General features: G+C 70.6%; 13 protein-coding genes. 5 read left to right on the forward strand and 8 right to left on the reverse strand.

The window, feature by feature from the left end:
- Positions 1-763 precede the first annotated feature (763 nt).
- The 3 genes from CA984_RS33920 to CA984_RS33930 all read right to left on the reverse strand — a co-directional run bounded on the left by CA984_RS33920 (position 764) and on the right by CA984_RS33930 (position 4,216).
- Positions 764-1,654, reverse strand: coding sequence for an ABC transporter permease (locus CA984_RS33920; RefSeq protein ID WP_086577525.1), 891 nt, complete (start codon positions 1,652-1,654; stop codon positions 764-766).
- Positions 1,647-2,570 carry an ABC transporter permease gene (locus CA984_RS33925; RefSeq protein WP_086577526.1) on the reverse strand — a complete coding sequence of 308 codons (924 nt, stop codon included), beginning with the start codon at positions 2,568-2,570 and terminating at the stop codon, positions 1,647-1,649. Before CA984_RS33925 ends, CA984_RS33920 begins: the two co-directional genes overlap by 8 nt.
- A gap of 80 nt (positions 2,571-2,650) precedes the next feature.
- Positions 2,651-4,216 (reverse strand): peptide ABC transporter substrate-binding protein, encoded by a 1,566-nt coding sequence (locus tag CA984_RS33930; RefSeq protein ID WP_165781514.1) that lies wholly within the window; start codon positions 4,214-4,216, stop codon positions 2,651-2,653.
- A 166-nt stretch (positions 4,217-4,382) separates the two neighbouring features.
- On the opposite strand from CA984_RS33930, the gene CA984_RS33935 reads away from it, so the two are divergent.
- Complete coding sequence (locus CA984_RS33935) at positions 4,383-5,360, forward strand: LuxR C-terminal-related transcriptional regulator (protein ID WP_086577537.1); 978 nt, start codon at positions 4,383-4,385, stop codon at positions 5,358-5,360.
- 37 nt (positions 5,361-5,397) lie between these two features.
- On the opposite strand, the gene CA984_RS33940 is transcribed toward CA984_RS33935, so the two are convergent.
- From CA984_RS33940 to CA984_RS33950, 3 genes are all read right to left on the reverse strand, one after another.
- A complete protein-coding gene (locus CA984_RS33940) occupies positions 5,398-5,838 on the reverse strand; it encodes an ATP-binding protein (RefSeq protein WP_086577528.1) in 441 nt (146 codons plus the stop codon).
- Between the two features lie 165 nt (positions 5,839-6,003).
- Entirely contained in the window at positions 6,004-6,816 is an 813-nt protein-coding gene (locus tag CA984_RS33945; RefSeq protein ID WP_086577529.1) for a DUF1206 domain-containing protein, read from the reverse strand.
- Positions 6,817-6,869: 53 nt separating this feature from the next.
- Positions 6,870-7,802, reverse strand: coding sequence for a Ppx/GppA family phosphatase (locus CA984_RS33950; protein ID WP_086577530.1), 933 nt, complete (start codon positions 7,800-7,802; stop codon positions 6,870-6,872).
- Positions 7,803-8,076: 274 nt separating this feature from the next.
- On the opposite strand from CA984_RS33950, the gene CA984_RS33955 reads away from it, so the two are divergent.
- The 3 genes from CA984_RS33955 to CA984_RS33965 all read left to right on the forward strand — a co-directional run bounded on the left by CA984_RS33955 (position 8,077) and on the right by CA984_RS33965 (position 12,112).
- Positions 8,077-9,030, forward strand: coding sequence for an NADP-dependent oxidoreductase (locus CA984_RS33955; RefSeq protein WP_086577531.1), 954 nt, complete (start codon positions 8,077-8,079; stop codon positions 9,028-9,030).
- A 106-nt stretch (positions 9,031-9,136) separates the two neighbouring features.
- Entirely contained in the window at positions 9,137-10,288 is a 1,152-nt protein-coding gene (locus CA984_RS33960) for a polysaccharide pyruvyl transferase family protein (RefSeq protein ID WP_086577532.1), read from the forward strand.
- Positions 10,289-10,435: 147 nt separating this feature from the next.
- Positions 10,436-12,112, forward strand: a complete 1,677-nt coding sequence (locus CA984_RS33965) for an MFS transporter (protein ID WP_108724654.1) — start codon at positions 10,436-10,438, stop codon at positions 12,110-12,112.
- Positions 12,113-12,273: 161 nt separating this feature from the next.
- Here CA984_RS33965 and CA984_RS33970 read toward each other — a convergent pair whose 3' ends face one another.
- Positions 12,274-13,419 (reverse strand): MalY/PatB family protein, encoded by a 1,146-nt coding sequence (locus CA984_RS33970; protein ID WP_086577534.1) that lies wholly within the window; start codon positions 13,417-13,419, stop codon positions 12,274-12,276.
- A gap of 248 nt (positions 13,420-13,667) precedes the next feature.
- On the opposite strand from CA984_RS33970, the gene CA984_RS33975 reads away from it, so the two are divergent.
- Entirely contained in the window at positions 13,668-14,504 is an 837-nt protein-coding gene (locus CA984_RS33975) for an AraC family transcriptional regulator (protein WP_086577535.1), read from the forward strand.
- 150 nt (positions 14,505-14,654) lie between these two features.
- Here CA984_RS33975 and fabG read toward each other — a convergent pair whose 3' ends face one another.
- Positions 14,655-15,413 (reverse strand): 3-oxoacyl-ACP reductase FabG, encoded by a 759-nt coding sequence (gene fabG / locus CA984_RS33980; RefSeq protein ID WP_086577536.1) that lies wholly within the window; start codon positions 15,411-15,413, stop codon positions 14,655-14,657.
- Between the last annotated feature and the right edge of the window lie 297 nt (positions 15,414-15,710).

Here is a 15,710-nt window from a genome sequence, read left to right on the forward strand (position 1 = left end):
CCTCGACATCGTGATGGTCTTCAGCCCAGTCATCACCAACGAACAGCAACCCGACCTCCCCGACGATCGACAACAGCGGTCAGCAGCCTGCAGGAGCCGGCCCGCGAACTAATGGACCAGTGCTCACCCCAGACCCTCGAGGGGCACGACATCCCATCAGCGATCAAGACCCCTGACCACCGGTGAGGGCACGATCTGACCCCAGGACTCCAAGGTCCGGCCGACGAGGGTGCTCACTCACCAGCGGCTACAGACACCGAGTCTGCCCGAACAGCCGACCCGGTAGCTCCCATTAGCCGGTGACGAGGGCGGCCGGTAGCGCGTTACCGCGTGACCCGGCGCCCGACCTCGTCCCTGTTCACGTATTGGACGGTTCACGTATTAGACGGCGAGCATGACGGCCTGCCAGAGCGGCACGGCGAACGCCGGCAGCAACCACCACGACCACGCGCGCCACCCCATGATCCACCGGAAGGCGGCCCCTGCGGCGATACCGGCTGCCAGCGAACAGAGCAGCCCGGGAGTATCACCGGAGTGCGCTACGGCGCGGCTTCACCCCTGCTCTACCGGGGGCACGAAAAAAGACTTACCGATCCTCCAGGACGTCTGCTACGACCTGGGGGAAGGCCACATGCGGGCAGTGACCGCCCTCGATTTCCACCGGCTCGCCCCCGAGCCGGTCGCGAGCCGCGCGTCGCATCCACGCGGGCCGTGGCGTGCGGTTGTCCACCAGCCGTGTCGACAACACCGCGAGTCGACACACCTAGCGCAGCTTGGGGTCCAGGGCGTCGCGGACGACGTCGCCCAGGAGCAGGAAGCTGAGCACCGTCGCGGTGAGGAACAGCGCCGGGAAGACGAGCAGGTGGGGGTATTCGGCGAAGTAGGCCTGGGCGACGTTGAGCTGCAGGCCCCAGGAGACCTCGGGATACTGCAGCCCGACGCCCAGGTAGTCGAGGGTGGCCTCGCCGGCGATGACGTTGCCCACGTTGAGCATGGCCACCACGAAGACCGGCGCGATCGCGTTGGGCAGGATGTGCTTGAACATGATCCGCCGGTCACTCGCGCCGAGCATCCGGGCGGCGGCCACGAAGTCCATGTCGCGGACCGCGATCACCTGGGCGCGCATGAGACGGGTCATCGTGGTCCAGCCCAGCACGACCAGCACCAGGGTCATCGCCCAGACGCCGTGGTCGGGGAAGGCGATGAGGATCACGGTCGCGCCCAGGACGAACGGGATGCCGAAGAACACGTCGGTGAGGCGGGAGATGAACGCGTCCATCCAGCCGCCGTAGTAGCCGGCGAGCATGCCCAGCACGACCGAGATGAGCAGGGCGAAGGCCGTCACCGCGATGCCGATCAGCACGGAGGCGCGGGTGCCGTGCACGATCTGCGACCAGTATTCGCACCCCTGCGTGTCGTAGCCGAACACCGCCTCGCCGATCGGGCCCTTCTTCGACATCCGCAGGTTGCAGCCCTCGTTCGGGCCGAACGAGGCGAACAGGCCGGGCAGCAGGGCCATCGCGGTGGCGACCACGAGGATCGCGGCCGAGAACCAGAAGATCACCCGGTGGCGCAGCTCCAGCCAGGCGTCGTACCACAGGGACCCGGGCCGGGCCCGGACCGTCTCGGCATCCATGACCTGGGTCTCAACCACGGCGGATCCTCGGATCGAGCACGCCGTACAGGAGATCGACGAGCAGGTTGACCAGGATGAAGATCATCACGAGCACGGTGACGATGCCCACGACGACGGGCCCCTCCTGGAGCTGGATTGACTGGAAGACCTGCTGGCCGATGCCCGGCAGGTTGAAGATGCCCTCGGTGACGACCGCGCCGGCCATCAGGTTGCCGAAGTCCACGCCGAGGAAAGTGATCACCGGGATCAGCGAGTTGCGCAGCGCGTGCCTGCCGATCACCCGCCTGCGGCGCAGCCCCTTGGCGCGCGCCGTACGGATGTAGTCGGCCCGCATGTTCTCGATCAGGCTGGTGCGGGTCAGCCGCGCCACGTAGGCGAGGCCGAAGGAGCCCAGCACCATGCCGGGCAGCAGGTAGCTGACCGGCCATCCCTCGTCCACGCCCGCGGTCGGGAACAGCGAGAGGTTCAGGCCCAGCGTGATCTGCGCGGTGTAGCCGACGACGAAGACCGGGACCGCGATGACGAAGGTGGTCCCGGCCAGCACCGCCGTGTCGGCGATCCCGCCCCGGCGCAGCCCCGCGATCACGCCGAGGCCGATGCCGACCACGAGCTCGAAGATCCAGGCGGTGACGGCGAGCTGGGCGGTGACCGACCAGCGCCCCTGGAGCAGCTCGCTCACCGGCTGCCCGGTGAAGGTCTCCCCCAGGTCGCCCTGGAAGGCGTTGAGCATGTAGATGCCGTACTGGACGATCAGCGGGTCGTTGAGGTGGTAACGCTCCCGGAGCGTGTGCAGGACCTCGTCCGGCAGGGGCTTGTCCCCGGCCAGGGCCACGATCGGGTCACCTGGCAGGGCGAAGACCATCGCGTAGATCAGGAAGGTCGTGACGAAGAAGACCGGGACGGCCTGGAGCAGCCGGTGGAGCGCGTATCTCATGTCCCCGCCCCCCAGGGAGACGTCTCACGGGGAGACCCCGGAGCGGCGGGCTCCGGGGTCGTGGGTGCCGCGTGGATCAACTACTTCACCGTGATCGTGTCGAGGTTCGTGCTGTAGGCGTCGATCTGGACTCCGCTGATCTTGTCGGAGTATCCGGACTGGTCCTGCCAGTTCCACAGCGGGATCATCGGCATCTCGCTGAGCGCGAGGTCCTCGGCCTTCTGGTAGAGCGGGATGCTGGCCTCCATGCTGGCGGCCGAGTTGGCCTGGGTGAGCAGGTCGTCGAACTCCTTGCTCTCCCAGCCCATCCGGTTGCCCGCGCCCCACATCGGCTGCAGGTAGTTCTGCGGGCTCGGGTAGTCCATCACCCAGTTGTTGCGGTACGGCCCGTCCTGCTTGTGCGCGCGGAGCGTGGACAGGTAGTCGGCCGCCGGGATCTTGCGGAACTGGATGTCGGCGATCCCGAGGTTGTCCTTGAGCTGGTTGGCCACCGCGGTCATCCACTGCTCGTAGCTGGGGTCGGCGTTGGAGAAGTAGAGGTTCATCGTGCCGCTGAACCCGCCGGCCTTGTCGAACAGCGCCTTGGCCTTCGCCTTGTCGAAGACGCACGCCTCACCGCAGGCGTTCTCCCGGTAGCCCGGCACCAGCGGCGCCACCAGCGAGCCCATCGGCTTGAAGGCGCCGTTGAAGACGGCGTCCACGATCGCCTGCCGGTCGATGGCCATCGAGATGGCCTTGCGCAGGTCGGGACTCTGGAAGCGCTTGTCGTAGACCGGGAGGCCGAGGTAGTCCATGGTCCCGCTCGGCGTGGCCACGAACCGGTCGCCGAGCAGCCGCTTGGCCTCCGACGTGCTCGCCGGGGGGATCGTCTGGATCAGGTCCACCTTGCCGGCCCGCAGGTCAACGTAGGCGGTGTCGCGGCTCTCGTAGATCTTGAAGTTGACCGAGGCGGACTTGGCGGGCCGGGGCCCGGCGTAGCCGTCGAACTTCTTTATCTTGATCTGCCGGTTGCGCGCCCACTCGCCGTCCAGGGCGAAGGGGCCGTTGCCGATCGGCTTGACGTCGTAGGCCTTGAGGTCGGCGAAGGCGGCCTTCGGCATCGGGGCGAACCCGGTGTAGGCCAGCGTGATCGGGAACTGGCTGAACGGCGCGGTCAGCGTCACCTCAAGGGTGGTGGCGTCCACGACCTTCAGCCCGCTCAGCTTGTCGGTCGTGGGCTTGGGCGCCTCCTCCGAGCCCTCGGGGGCCTCGGGGTTCAGCTTGTCGTAGCCCTCGACGTTCTCGAAGTAGTAGTTGTTGGTCCACGCGTTGGGACCGTAGGCCGCGGCGTTCCACGCGTCGGCGAAGCTCTCGGCGGTCACCGGCTCGCCGTTGTGGAACTTCTGCCCGGCCTTGAGCTTGATCGTCCAGACCTTCTGATCATCGCTGGTCACCGACTCGGCGGCCCGCATCTGCGGCTGCCCCTTGGAGTCGATGAACACCGGCAGGTCGAACAGCGCCTGCAGCACGGTGATCGAATAGCTGCTGGAGGTGTTGCCGGGAGTCAGGTGGTCCGGCTCCGTCAGCCCTACGGAGAACTCCTTCGCGCCCTGCTGCCCTCCGGCACTCGGCGCCGGGGATCCACCGCACGCGTTCACGGCGAGCATCGTCGCCAGGAGGACGGCAGAGCCTCGTGTCCTCGTCCAGACCGTCACTGTTCCTCCCAGGGGGTATTGCGGGAGAGGGTAAAGACGGTTACAAGGCGGGACATCGGATAATTTACGTATTCCCACCCCACGGTAACTTGGGGCACTCTGTGCACGGAGGAGACCCATGGACCAGATCACCCTGAGCCCGCGCCACCTCCACGCGTTCACCGAGGTGGGTTTCCAGGTCGCCGGGCGCAGTGGCGCACCCGGCGCGATGCGCGCCCTGCGCGAGGTCATCGCGCTGGAGGCCTACGAGTTCGTCGCCTACGACCCGGCGACGGGGCGGCACCGCAGCCTGGTCTCCGACGGCTACACACGGGTGGACGGCGACGCCGCCGAGGAGTACGTCCGGCTCGACTCCTACCGCCAGGCCATGGACTCCCGGATTCCGCTGGTCATGGGCGCCCCGGGCACCGAGCGCTACTTCCGGCGCCATCTGGAGCCGTACGGCTGGCGCGCCGGGCTGACCACTCCCCTGTTCCTGTCCGAGGGCCGCTACACCGGCCTGCTCCACCTGAACGCCCGCGACCCCGGGGCCTTCTCCGCCGAGACCAGCACGCTGATCAGCGCCGTCTCCCCCACCCTGGCGCACGTCACCGACCTGAGCCGCTGCGTGATCGATCCCGTCGGGCTGCCGCCGGGCTTCCACGCGGCGGCCTTCGACCGGGGCGGCACCCGCAGGGACGTCACCGACACCCCGGCCTCGGAGGCCGTCGCGGCCGAGCCGGCGATGGCCGAGCTGGCACGGGAGTTCATCGACTCCCGCGAGCTCAACCGGCGCGGGCTCTGGCTCGACGGGACCGGCCAGTGGCGGGAGGTGCGACTGCTGCGCGCCGGTGTCGGTCCGCACGGCGCCATCCAGGGCGCGGTGATCGCCGAGCGCCCGTGCGCCCTGCCGTACGAGCTGACGGGCCGGGAGGTCGAGGTGATCACCCGGGTCGCCCTCGGCGACTCCAACCCGCAGATCGCGGCCGCCCTGGTGCTGAGCGTCCGCACGGTCACCACCCACCTGGAGCACATCTTCGCCAAGCTCGGCTGCGAGAGCCGGACCCGGCTCACCACCAAGGCCCTCGCCGAGGGCCTGTGCCGGCTGCTCGTCTGATCCCCGGGGCCCGGCGTCCGCCCGGTGCCGCCGGTTCTCACCTGACGCCGACCAGTCCGCTCTTCGGCACCCCGGCCAGTTCCAGCACGAGCTCGAACCAGACCTTGTTGGCCCCCGCCTCCCGGACCAGGCCCCAGCGGTGCGCCAGAGCCTCCAGCAGGGGCAGGCCACGGCCCCCTGTGGCGTCCGCCGGGGCGTGACACACGCAGGGGGCGCTCGACGATCCCGCGTCCTGGACGCAGACCCGCACGGCCTCCGAGGAGTAGGCGACCGTGACGGTGAACACCCCGCCGTCCCCCGACCGGGAGTGGACCACCGCGTTGGTGGCGATCTCGCTGGTCAGCAGTACGCAGTCGTCGTGGAGGGGATGGTCGCGGCCCAGGGTCATCGAGACCAGCCGGCGGGCCCGCACCACCTGGTCGGGGGAGCCCGCCAGGCGGAGAACCCATTCGCTGCCTTCATACTCCGACGAGTCCATCCGGCCCCTCCGATGCTGTTCGCGCCTATGGGAAGACGCGGAGCTCAGGAAGGTAGATGTCTCGGAAAAGTACGAATGAGATCACTTACCGGATAGACAGGTGGGGCTTGCCAGACGGGCCTCCGCCTGCGTGCCCGCACCTGCCGTCACGCGTGGACGCATCCGTCACAGCCGGTGCCAGCGCGCCTGGAAGAAACAGTAGGCGGCGAACAGCAGCAGGCCGATCGCGACGACTCCGAGGAGCCACGGGCCGGCGGGGGTGTCGGCCAGTGCGCGCAGCGTCGAGTCGACGCCCTTGGCCTTGTCGGGGTCGTAGGTGATCGCGGCCTGGATGATGAAGACCCCGGCGACCGCGGCGATCACGCCACGGGAGAGGTAACCGGCCATGCCGAGCTTCTCGGCGAGCTCGCGCGCCTTCGGGGGCATCTCACCGGTGCGCAGGTCCTCCAGGAACTTCTTCTTCCAGCCCTTGTGGGCCCAGTAGGCGCCCAGGGCGATCAGGCCCAGCCCGACCAGGCCCACGATGAACTGCCCGCCGGGCAGGTCCATCACCTTGGCGGTGAGGTCCTTGGAGCTCTTGTCGGTCGAGCTGCCCGCGTCGCCCCGCAGCAGCAGGCTGAGCAGGGTCGCGACGATCAGCCCGTAGACCACGGTGTGCGCCGCCGCCTCGATCCGCTTCTTGGCCTCACCGCGGCCGATGATCGCCTCCGAGAGCTGCCAGAGGGTCAGGGCGACGAAGCCGACGACCATCAGCCAGAGCAGCACCGTGCCGAAGGGCTGCTCGGCCACCATCTCGACCGCACCGGTCTTGTCGGCCTCCTTGCCTCCGCTTCCGCCGCCGAAGGCGATCTGCAGGGCCAGGAAACCGATGAGCCCGTAGAGGACGCCCCGGCAGGCCAGGCCGAGCCGGGCCAGCCTGTCCAGCGTCTGACTGTTCGCCGCTCTGCGGGCGGCGCCTTCCACCTGAGCGCTTTTCATAACAACGCGCTCTTACCTGTTAAAGGGAAGGCAAACTCAAAGGGGAGGCAAACCTAGCTTTCCGGCATGGCGTCCAGCCGCCGCAGGATGACCCCCTCGCGCAGCGCCCACGGGCATACCTCCAGCTCCCCCACCCCGAACAGGTCCATCGTGGCGTCCGCGACGATCGCCCCGGCCGGCAGCTGCGGCGCCCGCCCGTCCGACACTCCGGGCAGCTCCGCCCGCTCCCCCGCCTCCATCTTGACCAGCCGCTCCGTCCACTCGGTCAGATCGGCGTGCCTGAGCACCCGGCGGATGTTCGGGCCCTCGTTCGAGGGCGCGGCCCCGGCGATCCTCGCCAGCTGCCTGAACGTCTTGGACGTGGCCACCGCGTGGGTGGCCCGGCCGTACCGTGCCACCTCGCCCACCGTGCGGGCGATCTCCGCGCGTACGTGCCTGCGCAGGGCGCGCACCTCGTCGGCCGGGGGCGGATCGGCGGTGAACCAGTCACGGGTGAGCCGCCCGGCCCCCAGCGGCAGCGACACCGCCACGTCCGGCTGCTCGTCGATCCCCGAGGCGATCTCCAGCGACCCGCCGCCGATGTCCAGCACCAGCAGCCGTCCCGACGACCACCCGAACCACCTCCGCACGGCCAGGAACGTCAGCCTCGCCTCGTCCTGGCCGGACAGCACCTCGATGTCCGCCCCGGCGCCGGCCTTGATCCGGCCGAGCACCTCCTCGCCGTTGACCGCCTCCCTGACCGCGGAGGTCGCGAAGGCCATGAGGTCCTCGACCCCCTTGTCCTCGGCGAGCCGCACGGCCTTCTCGACGAACTCCCGCAACCGCGTGGCCCCATGCTCGGAGAGCCGGTTCCCGTCCTCCATGTGCTCGGAGAGCCTCAACTCCTCCTTGTGGGAGTAGGCGGGCAGCGGCCGAGCCCCCCGATGGGCGTCCATCACCAGCAGATGCACCGTATTAGAACCAATGTCGAGAACACCCAGTCGCATGGGTCGAAGTTACTACCGTTCCCGCCGTCCGCCGCCCGCCGTCCGCCCGGCATCGCGTTTGCCGTGCCGTCCCACGGCGCATGTCATGGACACGGGCCGCTCTTCCCGTCGCCGGCTTCGGCGCCCCCGCGGGAAGGCACGGGCCTCGACGGTCACCGGGCGTCCGGCGGCCGGTCACCGGCCGCCCGGAGGCGGCGTCGCCGTCCGCGGGACGCCGCCTCCGGGACAGGCCGCAGCAGGCCGCGACAGACAAGGGGGAGACATCGTGGCACTCATGCGCGCGATCAGCCAGGACATCTTCGGCGGGCCGGAGGTGCTGCGCCCGGTGCGGGTGCCGCGGCCGGAACCGATACCCACCGAGGTGCTGGTACGGGTCGTGTCCGCCGGGGTGAACCCGGTGGACGCCAAGACCCGGGCCGGCGCCGGCATGGCCGGGGTCCTGGGGGCCCCTCCCTTCGTCCTGGGGTGGGACGTCTCCGGCGTCGTCGAGGAGACCGGGTTCGGGGTGCACGTCCTGGAGCCCGGGGACGAGGTGTACGGCATGCCGTGGTTCCCGCGCCAGGCCGGGGCCTACGCCGAGTACGTGACCGCGCCGTCGCGGCAGTTCGCCCGCAAGCCCCGGTCCCTGAACCACGACGAGGCCGCCGCCACGCCGCTGGCCGCGCTGACCGCCTGGCAGATCCTGAGGGACACCGCCGGGGTCGAGCCCGGCCGGCGCGTCCTCGTCCACGCGGCCGCGGGAGGCGTGGGCCACTTCGCCGTCCAGATCGCCAAGCATCTGGGGGCCCACGTGATCGGCACCGCCCGTCAGGCCAAGCACGAGTGGCTGCGCGAGCTGGGAGCCGACGAGGTCGTGGACTACACCGCCGGCCCCTTCGAGGACGCCGTCCAGGACGTGGACGTGGTCGTCGACCTCGTCGGCGACGACCACGACTCCACGAGCACCCGCTCCCTGGACACCCTCCGGCCCGGCGGCCTCCTCGTCGCCGTGCCCTCCGGCGTCTCCTCCCACCTGGTACGGCAGGCCGCGGAGCGCGGCCTGCGCGCGTGCGGGTTCCTCGTGGAACCCGACGGCGCCGCGCTGACCCGCATCGCCGAGCTGATCGACGGGGGCCGGCTCACCGTCGGGGTCGAGGACGTGCTCCCCCTGGAGCAGGCCGCCGCGGCGCACGAGCGGCTCGCCGACGGCCGTACCAGGGGCAAGCTCGTGCTCCGCGTCACGCCGTGACCTGCCGGCACGGGAGGCCGCCCGCGGCGGGGAGGGCCGGCCCGAGGGGCATACGCCAAACACCGCATGGGTACACAACATCCGAAAAAGGAAAAAGGGGACGAATATGAGCAAACCTCGCGGGCCGACCGTCGGGCTCCTGGGCTCGTACGGCGGCCGCAACGTAGGGGACGAGGCCATCCTCACCAGCATCCTCAGCAGCATCCGGAGAGGACGCCCGGATGCCTCGACGGTGGTGTTCTCCCGGTGCCCCGAACATACCCGCATCCACCACGAGGGCGTCGACGTGGTCGGGTGGGAGGGGGTCAGCCGCGAGCCGGCCTCACAGATCGTGGGCCGGCTGGACGTGCTGGTCCTCGGCGGAGGCGGCATCCTCTACGACACCGAGGCCCGCCGCTACCTGAGGCTGGTCCGGCTCGCCCAGGAGCAGAACGTCCCGGTCTTCACCTACGCGCTGGGCGCCGGGCCGCTCACCGACCGCCTGGACTGCATGATGGTGCGGGAGACGCTCACGGCCGCCACCACGATCACCGTCCGCGACGAGGAGTCCAGGCTGGCGCTGGAGGAGGCCGGGGTGATGAGCGCGATCATGGTCACCGCCGATCCGGCGCTCCTGCTCGAACAGGAGGAGTTCGGCCATGACCTGCTCCGCGCCGAGGGGGTGCCGGAGGGGGAGCTGCTGGTCGGCATGAGCGTGCGCGAGCCCGGCCGCGCCGCCGAACATCTGGACTCGCAGGGCTACCACGAGCTGCTCGCGCACGTCGGGGACTTCCTGGTCCGCCGGCTCGACGCCTACGTCATCTTCGTCCCCATGGAACGTGACGACATCCGGCACTCGCACGCGGTGCTGTCCCACATGAGCGCCGCCGACCGCTGCCGCGTGCTGCACGGCAACTACCGGCCCCGGCAGATCCTCGGCCTGGTACGGCACCTGGACCTCGTGGTCGGCATGCGGCTGCACTTCCTGATCTTCGCCGCGCTGCAGGGCGTGCCGCTGCTGCCGCTGCCCTACGCCGGCAAGGTCTTCGACTTCGCCCAGCAACTGGGGGCGCCCGCCCTCAGCGGAGTCGTCAGGGAGGCCGCGGGCCCGCTGCTGGCGGAGGTCGACCGGGTATGGGACGAACGGCCCGCGCACACCGAGCGGATCAACGCCCGCACCCCGGCCCTGCGCGCCCGCGCCGCCGCGACGGCGGAGCACTTCCTGTCCCAGCTCGAACTCATCTCACCGCGCACCACCGTCTGGGGCCCGGCCGCGTAGGCCGCGCGGACATCCACCGGAACCCGGCCGCACAGAACGCACCCACCCGTCCGGATCCCGGCCACGCGGGGAACCCGGAGCGGGGCCCACCGGGTCCGGGACCGCGCGGGCGGGGTCCAGGACCGAACGAAGCGGGAAGCACCAGGGATGAGCCAGCCACCACTGGAGCGACCAGAGGGTGTTCCACCGTCCAAGGCGATGTGGGCGCCCTTGCGCCACCGCCTGTTCCGCGCGCTGTGGATCGCCCAGCTCGTGTCCAACACGGGGACGTGGATGCAGACCGTCGGCGCGCAGTGGCTCATGGGCGACCTGGGCGGCGACGCGCTGGCCATCGCCCTCGTGCAGACCGCCGCCACGCTACCGGTCTTCCTGCTCGTCGTCCCCGCCGGCGCGCTGGGCGACATCCTCGACCGGCGCCGCCTGCTGCTGACCAGCCAGGTGATCACTTTCGCCGGCGCGGCGGGGCTCGCGGCGCTCACCGCCGCCGATGCCACGACACCCGCGCTTCTGCTCTTGCTGACCGGCGCGATGGCCGTCGGGCAGGCCTTCGCCGTGCCCACCTTCCAGGCCATCCAGCCGGAGCTCGTCAGCCTGGACGAGATCCCGCAGGCCGCGCTGCTCAACGGCGCGAACGGCAACGTGGCACGGGCCATCGGGCCCGCGCTCGGCGGTGTGCTCATCGCCCTCGCGGGGCCGGAGGCGACGTTCGCCCTCAACGCGCTGTCCCTTCTCGGCATCGTGCTGGTGCTGTACGTCTGGAAGCGGCCGCCCGACCACCGCCCCCTGGGCGCGGAGCACATCCGCGACGCGATCCGCGCGGGGGCGCGCTACGTCCGCAGCGCCCCGGACTTCGCCTCGGTCCTGTACTGCTCGGTGGTCTTCACCCTCTGCGCCAGTGGGATGTGGGCCCTGCTGCCCGCCCTCGCCCGCGGCCCCCTCGGGCTGGGCGCCGGGGGCTACGGCCTGCTGCTGGCCGGCGTCGGCTCCGGCGCCGTCATCGGCGCGTTCGCGCTCCCCGTCGCCCGTGAACGGGCGGGACCGAACACGCTCGTGGCCGCCTCGACGACCTGCTACGCCCTGGCGATGATCGTCATCGGCACGGTCGAGAGCGTGCCGATCGTCCTCGCCGCCCTGCTGCTGTCGGGTCTGGCCTGGATCACCGTGCTGTCGACACTGAGCGCCTCGGCCCAGCTCCTGCTGCCGGAGTGGGCCCGCGCACGGTCGCTGGCCTACTACCAGCTGGTGTTCATGGGCGGGCAGGCGGTGGGGTCGCTGGTGTGGGGAATGGTCGCCGACGCGCTGACCCTGCAGACGGCCTTCCTGCTCCCGGCCGCCCTGCTCATCCTGAGTACGCCGATCGGCGTGTCACGTGTGCCGCTGCCGACCGAGCACCTCGACATGAGCCAGGTCAGCCACTACCCCGAGCCGCCCAGCGATCTGCGGCACGGCCGGGGGCCGCTGCTGGTCCTGGTCGAATGGCGGGTCAGCCCGGAGAACGCCGAGGCGTTCCTGGAGGTGATGCGGCAGATCGGCCGGGCCCGGCGGCGCACCGGGGCGACGATGTGGAGCGTCTTCCAGGACATGGAGGAGCCGACGCTCTACCTGGAGACGTTCACCGCCGAGACGGCGCACGAGCACCTGCGCCAGCACGTCGAACGGGGCACGGCCATGGACCAGGATCTGGACCTGCGGGCACTGAGCCTGGCCATGGAGGGCCACTTCCCGGAGGTGCGCCATCTGATCTGGGCCTACGCGCCCAGGCCCGACGCCGGGACGAAGGAGCCGGAGTTCAGGTCGATCGTGTCGCTGCTCCGTCCCCGCTGAGGTCGGCCGCGCCCCGTCCCACCGGGATCGAACTCCCCGCCGGTCATCGCCGCGGCCCCGACCGCCTCACCCAGAATGACCCCACATAACCAACCAGGTGATATTTCATGACTTTTGCGAAATCGCGGCGGCTCTCCGTCCGTGCGGTCCCTTGAGGTCTCTCAGCAGGCGGCGGCGATACGGGTGACGGCTTCGGTGAGCGTCTGCGGCGAGCAGCCGAAGTTCAGCCTCGCGAATCCGATGCCCGCATCGCCGTAGCGGTGTCCGGCGTTCAGAGCGACCCTGGCAGCGGCGAGGATGTGTTCGGCGGGGTCGCCGCCCCAGCCGAGGGCGCGGAAGTCGATCCAGGCCAGAAAGCCTGCCTGCGGTTGTCCGTAGCGGACGCCGGGGAGCAGTTTCACCAGCAGCTCGTCCAGCAGTCTCCGGTTGTGGTCGAGGACGTCCAGGACCTCGGCGAGCCATTGATCACCGTGGTTGAACGCGGCCACCGTGGCGAGCACTCCGAGGTGCCCGGTGCGGTAGAGCGAGTGCGGCGACAGGCGGTCGACGTGCCGTTTCGGCACCGGACCGGCGGTGATGACGGTGGCCGCCTTGAGCCCGGCCAGGTTCCAGCCCTTGCTGGCGGACAGGAACGAGAACCCCCAGCGCCTCGCCTCATCCGATACCGACAGGAAGGGGACGAACTCGGCCCCCGGCAGGACGAGCGGGGCGTGGATCTCGTCGGACAGCACGTAGACGCCGTACCTGTCGGCCAGCTCGGCGAGCGCGACCAGGTCCTCGCGCCGGTGCACAAGGCCGACGGGATTGTGCGGGTTGCACAGCACATACGCGGTGGCATGGCCGGCGAAGGCGCGTTCCAGGGCGTCCAGGTCGAGGCGCCATCCCAGCGGTCCTCCGGCCAGCGGCGCATCGACGACATGGGCCCCGACCTCGCGTACCCACCAGGAGAACGGCTCGTACACCGGCGGGCTGATCACCACGCGGTCCCCGGCGCCGACGACGCGGCGCAGCGTTTCGACGATGCCGATTCCGACGTCGGCGACGGTGCGCACATCGTCGGCGTCGATCCTCCAGTCCCAGGCGCGCCGGGCGTAGGCGCTGACCGCGTCCGCGAGGTCCCGGGTCGGTGCCGCGTAGCCGGTGTCCGACCGGTCGACCGCCTCGTGAAGGGCCCTGGCGACCGGCTCCGCCAGCGGGAAGTCCATCTCCGCGACCGGAAGGGGCAGGACGTCGTCCGGGAAGGTGCGCCATTTCGCGCTCCGGCGCTTCCTCAACTCCGATAGAGGTGGGATCGAGAGGTCGCCCATGGTGTGGGACTCCTGAAGGTCGTCGCAGGGATATGACGGCGGTGGCCGGAGACGGCGTCGTCCGACGCGTCGTCTGTGCGTTGACGGGATCTCCGGCCTGGGAGCCCCGCCGGTCTTCCGGGCAGCCGCCCCGGGCAGGAGTCCGGCGCGCCCCGATGACCGGCGAGCGATCCCAGGGGTCGGTCTGCCGTCACTCCTCGATGATCGGTGCCGCGGGGCCCGTTCCGCTTCCGATAAAATGACAAGTAATGCCGGAAATCCGCCATAGTCCGCGTGCGACCACAGGTCTCCGCCCCCTGCCCGCCGGTGCCGGAGTCGACGCTCACTGGCACGACGAGAACCAGATCGTCTACGCCGGCCGCGGCGTGCTGTCGGTCACCACCGACGCGGGCAGCTGGATCGCCCCTGCCACCCGGGCGATCTGGATCCCGGCCGGAACCGTCCATGAGCATCGCGCCTACGGCGACACCGACCTCCACCTGGTGGGACTCCCGGTGAAGGACAATCCGCTACGCCTGGACCGGCCCGCGGTCATCAGCGTCGGCCCGCTGCTGCGCGAGCTGATCATCACCTACACCGAGCAGCCCGCCGGCCTCACCGCCGAACGCCGCCGCCTGCGGGCCGTCCTGCTCGACCGGCTCCGCCACTCCGCCCAGCAGCCCGTCCACGTGCCCGCCGCCCGAGACCCGCGTCTGGTCGCGGTGTGCGCCATCCTCCGCGACAACCCGGCCGACAACCGGACCCTGGCGCGACTCGGCGCCGTGGCCGGCGTAAGCGATCGCACCCTGACCCGGCTCTGCAGAGCCGAGCTCGGCATGAGCTTCCCGCAATGGCGCACCCAGCTGCGCCTGCACCACGCCCTGCTCCTGCTGGCCGAGGACACCCCGGTCACAGCCGTGGCCCACCAATGCGGCTGGGCCTCCAGCAGCGCCTTCATCGACGTCTTCCGCCGGGCCTTCGGCCACACCCCCGGCACCCACCGCGCGCTGTCTCCCACCGCGACCGCCCCGAGACGCGCCTTGCGCGGAACCCTCGATCCGGCCGGTGGCTCACCTCGACCCGGCAGCCGACGGACCTCGATCTGACCCGGAAACCGGACCTCGGCCGGGCAGTCGGCAGCGAACCTCGGCCGGTGGTCGTGGGATGAGGCCGGCGGCCCTGGCCGTGCAGGAGCACGTTCTCCAGCGGCGTGCCGTCAACGGCGTACGGGGCCGCCCCTCATCCGTCGCCGGCGCTCAGCGGGCGCCGCCGTTGATGTAGATGGTCTGGCCGCTGACGTAGGAGGCGTCCTCGCTGGCCAGGAAGGCGACCACCGACGCCACCTCCTCGGGCGTTCCCACCCGGCGCAGCGGCGTCCGCTCGGCGGCCGCCTTCCGGTGCTCCTCGGCGGAGGAGCCGACCCGCTCGGCGGTCGCCGCGGTCATGGGGGTGGCGATGTACCCCGGCGCCACCGCGTTGACGTTGATGTTGTACGGCCCCAGCTCGATCGCCAGCGTCGCGGTGAGTCCCTGGATGCCGGCCTTGGCCGCCGCGTAGTTGGCCTGCCCCCGGTTGCCGAGGGCCGAACGGCTGCTCAGGCTGACGATCTTCCCGTACCTCTGGGCCACCATGACCTTCTGCGCGGCCTGGCTGCAGTTGAAGGCGCTGGTGAGGTTGACGGTGAGGACGGAGCTCCAGTCCTCGGCCGACATCTTGAAGAAGAGGTTGTCGCGGGTGATGCCGGCGTTGTTCACCAGAATGTGCAGCCCGTTCAGTTCGGCCGCCACCTGCTCGAACACGGCCTCGACCTCCGGCTTCACGGCGACGTCGCAGCCGTAGGCGCGGGCGAGGCCGCCCTTGGCGGTGATGGCGTCGACGGTGGCCTGCGCCCTCTCGGCGGTGAGGTCGACGACCGCCACGGCCGCGCCCTCCTCGGCGAGACGGGCGGCGATCGCGGCGCCGATGCCCTGGGCGGCACCGGTGACGACGGCGACCTTGCCGGTGAAGCGACTCATGTTCTGCTCCTGCTTTCGTGTGACGGAGGCCGAAGGGGCGGGCCGGCCCCGGGCATCCGGCCCGGCGCACCCCGCCCCACTCCCACACACATCGTGGCCCATCCGCGCCGCGCCCCGGTCTCTCCCCGCGCTCTCGCCCCGGCAAGGAAGATCACCGGCTCGGCGCGCAGGCGACGGCTCCGGTGAACTTCGCGGTGCGTTGCGATCACTCGCCGCCTTTCATCAGCGAGATTTGAACCATTTACGCGAGTAGCGGATCCGGAGACTGCCGTAGGCCAGCTCTCCGGTGACCCGGAC

It is taken from the genome of Streptosporangium minutum, from assembly GCF_002149035.1.
GTDB lineage: Bacteria > Actinomycetota > Actinomycetes > Streptosporangiales > Streptosporangiaceae > Streptosporangium > Streptosporangium minutum.

Excerpts from the sequence above, each read along its gene's own strand:
- CA984_RS33925 (WP_086577526.1), bottom strand. The coding sequence starts at position 2,570 with ATGAGATACGCGCTCCACCGGCTGCTCCAGGCCGTCCCGGTCTTCTTC.
- CA984_RS33930 (WP_165781514.1), bottom strand. The coding sequence starts at position 4,216 with ATGCTCGCCGTGAACGCGTGCGGTGGATCCCCGGCGCCGAGTGCCGGA.
- CA984_RS33935 (WP_086577537.1), top strand. The coding sequence starts at position 4,383 with ATGGACCAGATCACCCTGAGCCCGCGCCACCTCCACGCGTTCACCGAG.
- CA984_RS33940 (WP_086577528.1), bottom strand. The coding sequence starts at position 5,838 with ATGGACTCGTCGGAGTATGAAGGCAGCGAATGGGTTCTCCGCCTGGCG.
- CA984_RS33945 (WP_086577529.1), bottom strand. The coding sequence starts at position 6,816 with ATGAAAAGCGCTCAGGTGGAAGGCGCCGCCCGCAGAGCGGCGAACAGT.
- CA984_RS33950 (WP_086577530.1), bottom strand. The coding sequence starts at position 7,802 with ATGCGACTGGGTGTTCTCGACATTGGTTCTAATACGGTGCATCTGCTG.
- CA984_RS33955 (WP_086577531.1), top strand. The coding sequence starts at position 8,077 with ATGCGCGCGATCAGCCAGGACATCTTCGGCGGGCCGGAGGTGCTGCGC.
- CA984_RS33960 (WP_086577532.1), top strand. The coding sequence starts at position 9,137 with ATGAGCAAACCTCGCGGGCCGACCGTCGGGCTCCTGGGCTCGTACGGC.
- CA984_RS33965 (WP_108724654.1), top strand. The coding sequence starts at position 10,436 with ATGAGCCAGCCACCACTGGAGCGACCAGAGGGTGTTCCACCGTCCAAG.
- CA984_RS33970 (WP_086577534.1), bottom strand. The coding sequence starts at position 13,419 with ATGGGCGACCTCTCGATCCCACCTCTATCGGAGTTGAGGAAGCGCCGG.
- CA984_RS33975 (WP_086577535.1), top strand. The coding sequence starts at position 13,668 with ATGCCGGAAATCCGCCATAGTCCGCGTGCGACCACAGGTCTCCGCCCC.
- fabG (WP_086577536.1), bottom strand. The coding sequence starts at position 15,413 with ATGAGTCGCTTCACCGGCAAGGTCGCCGTCGTCACCGGTGCCGCCCAG.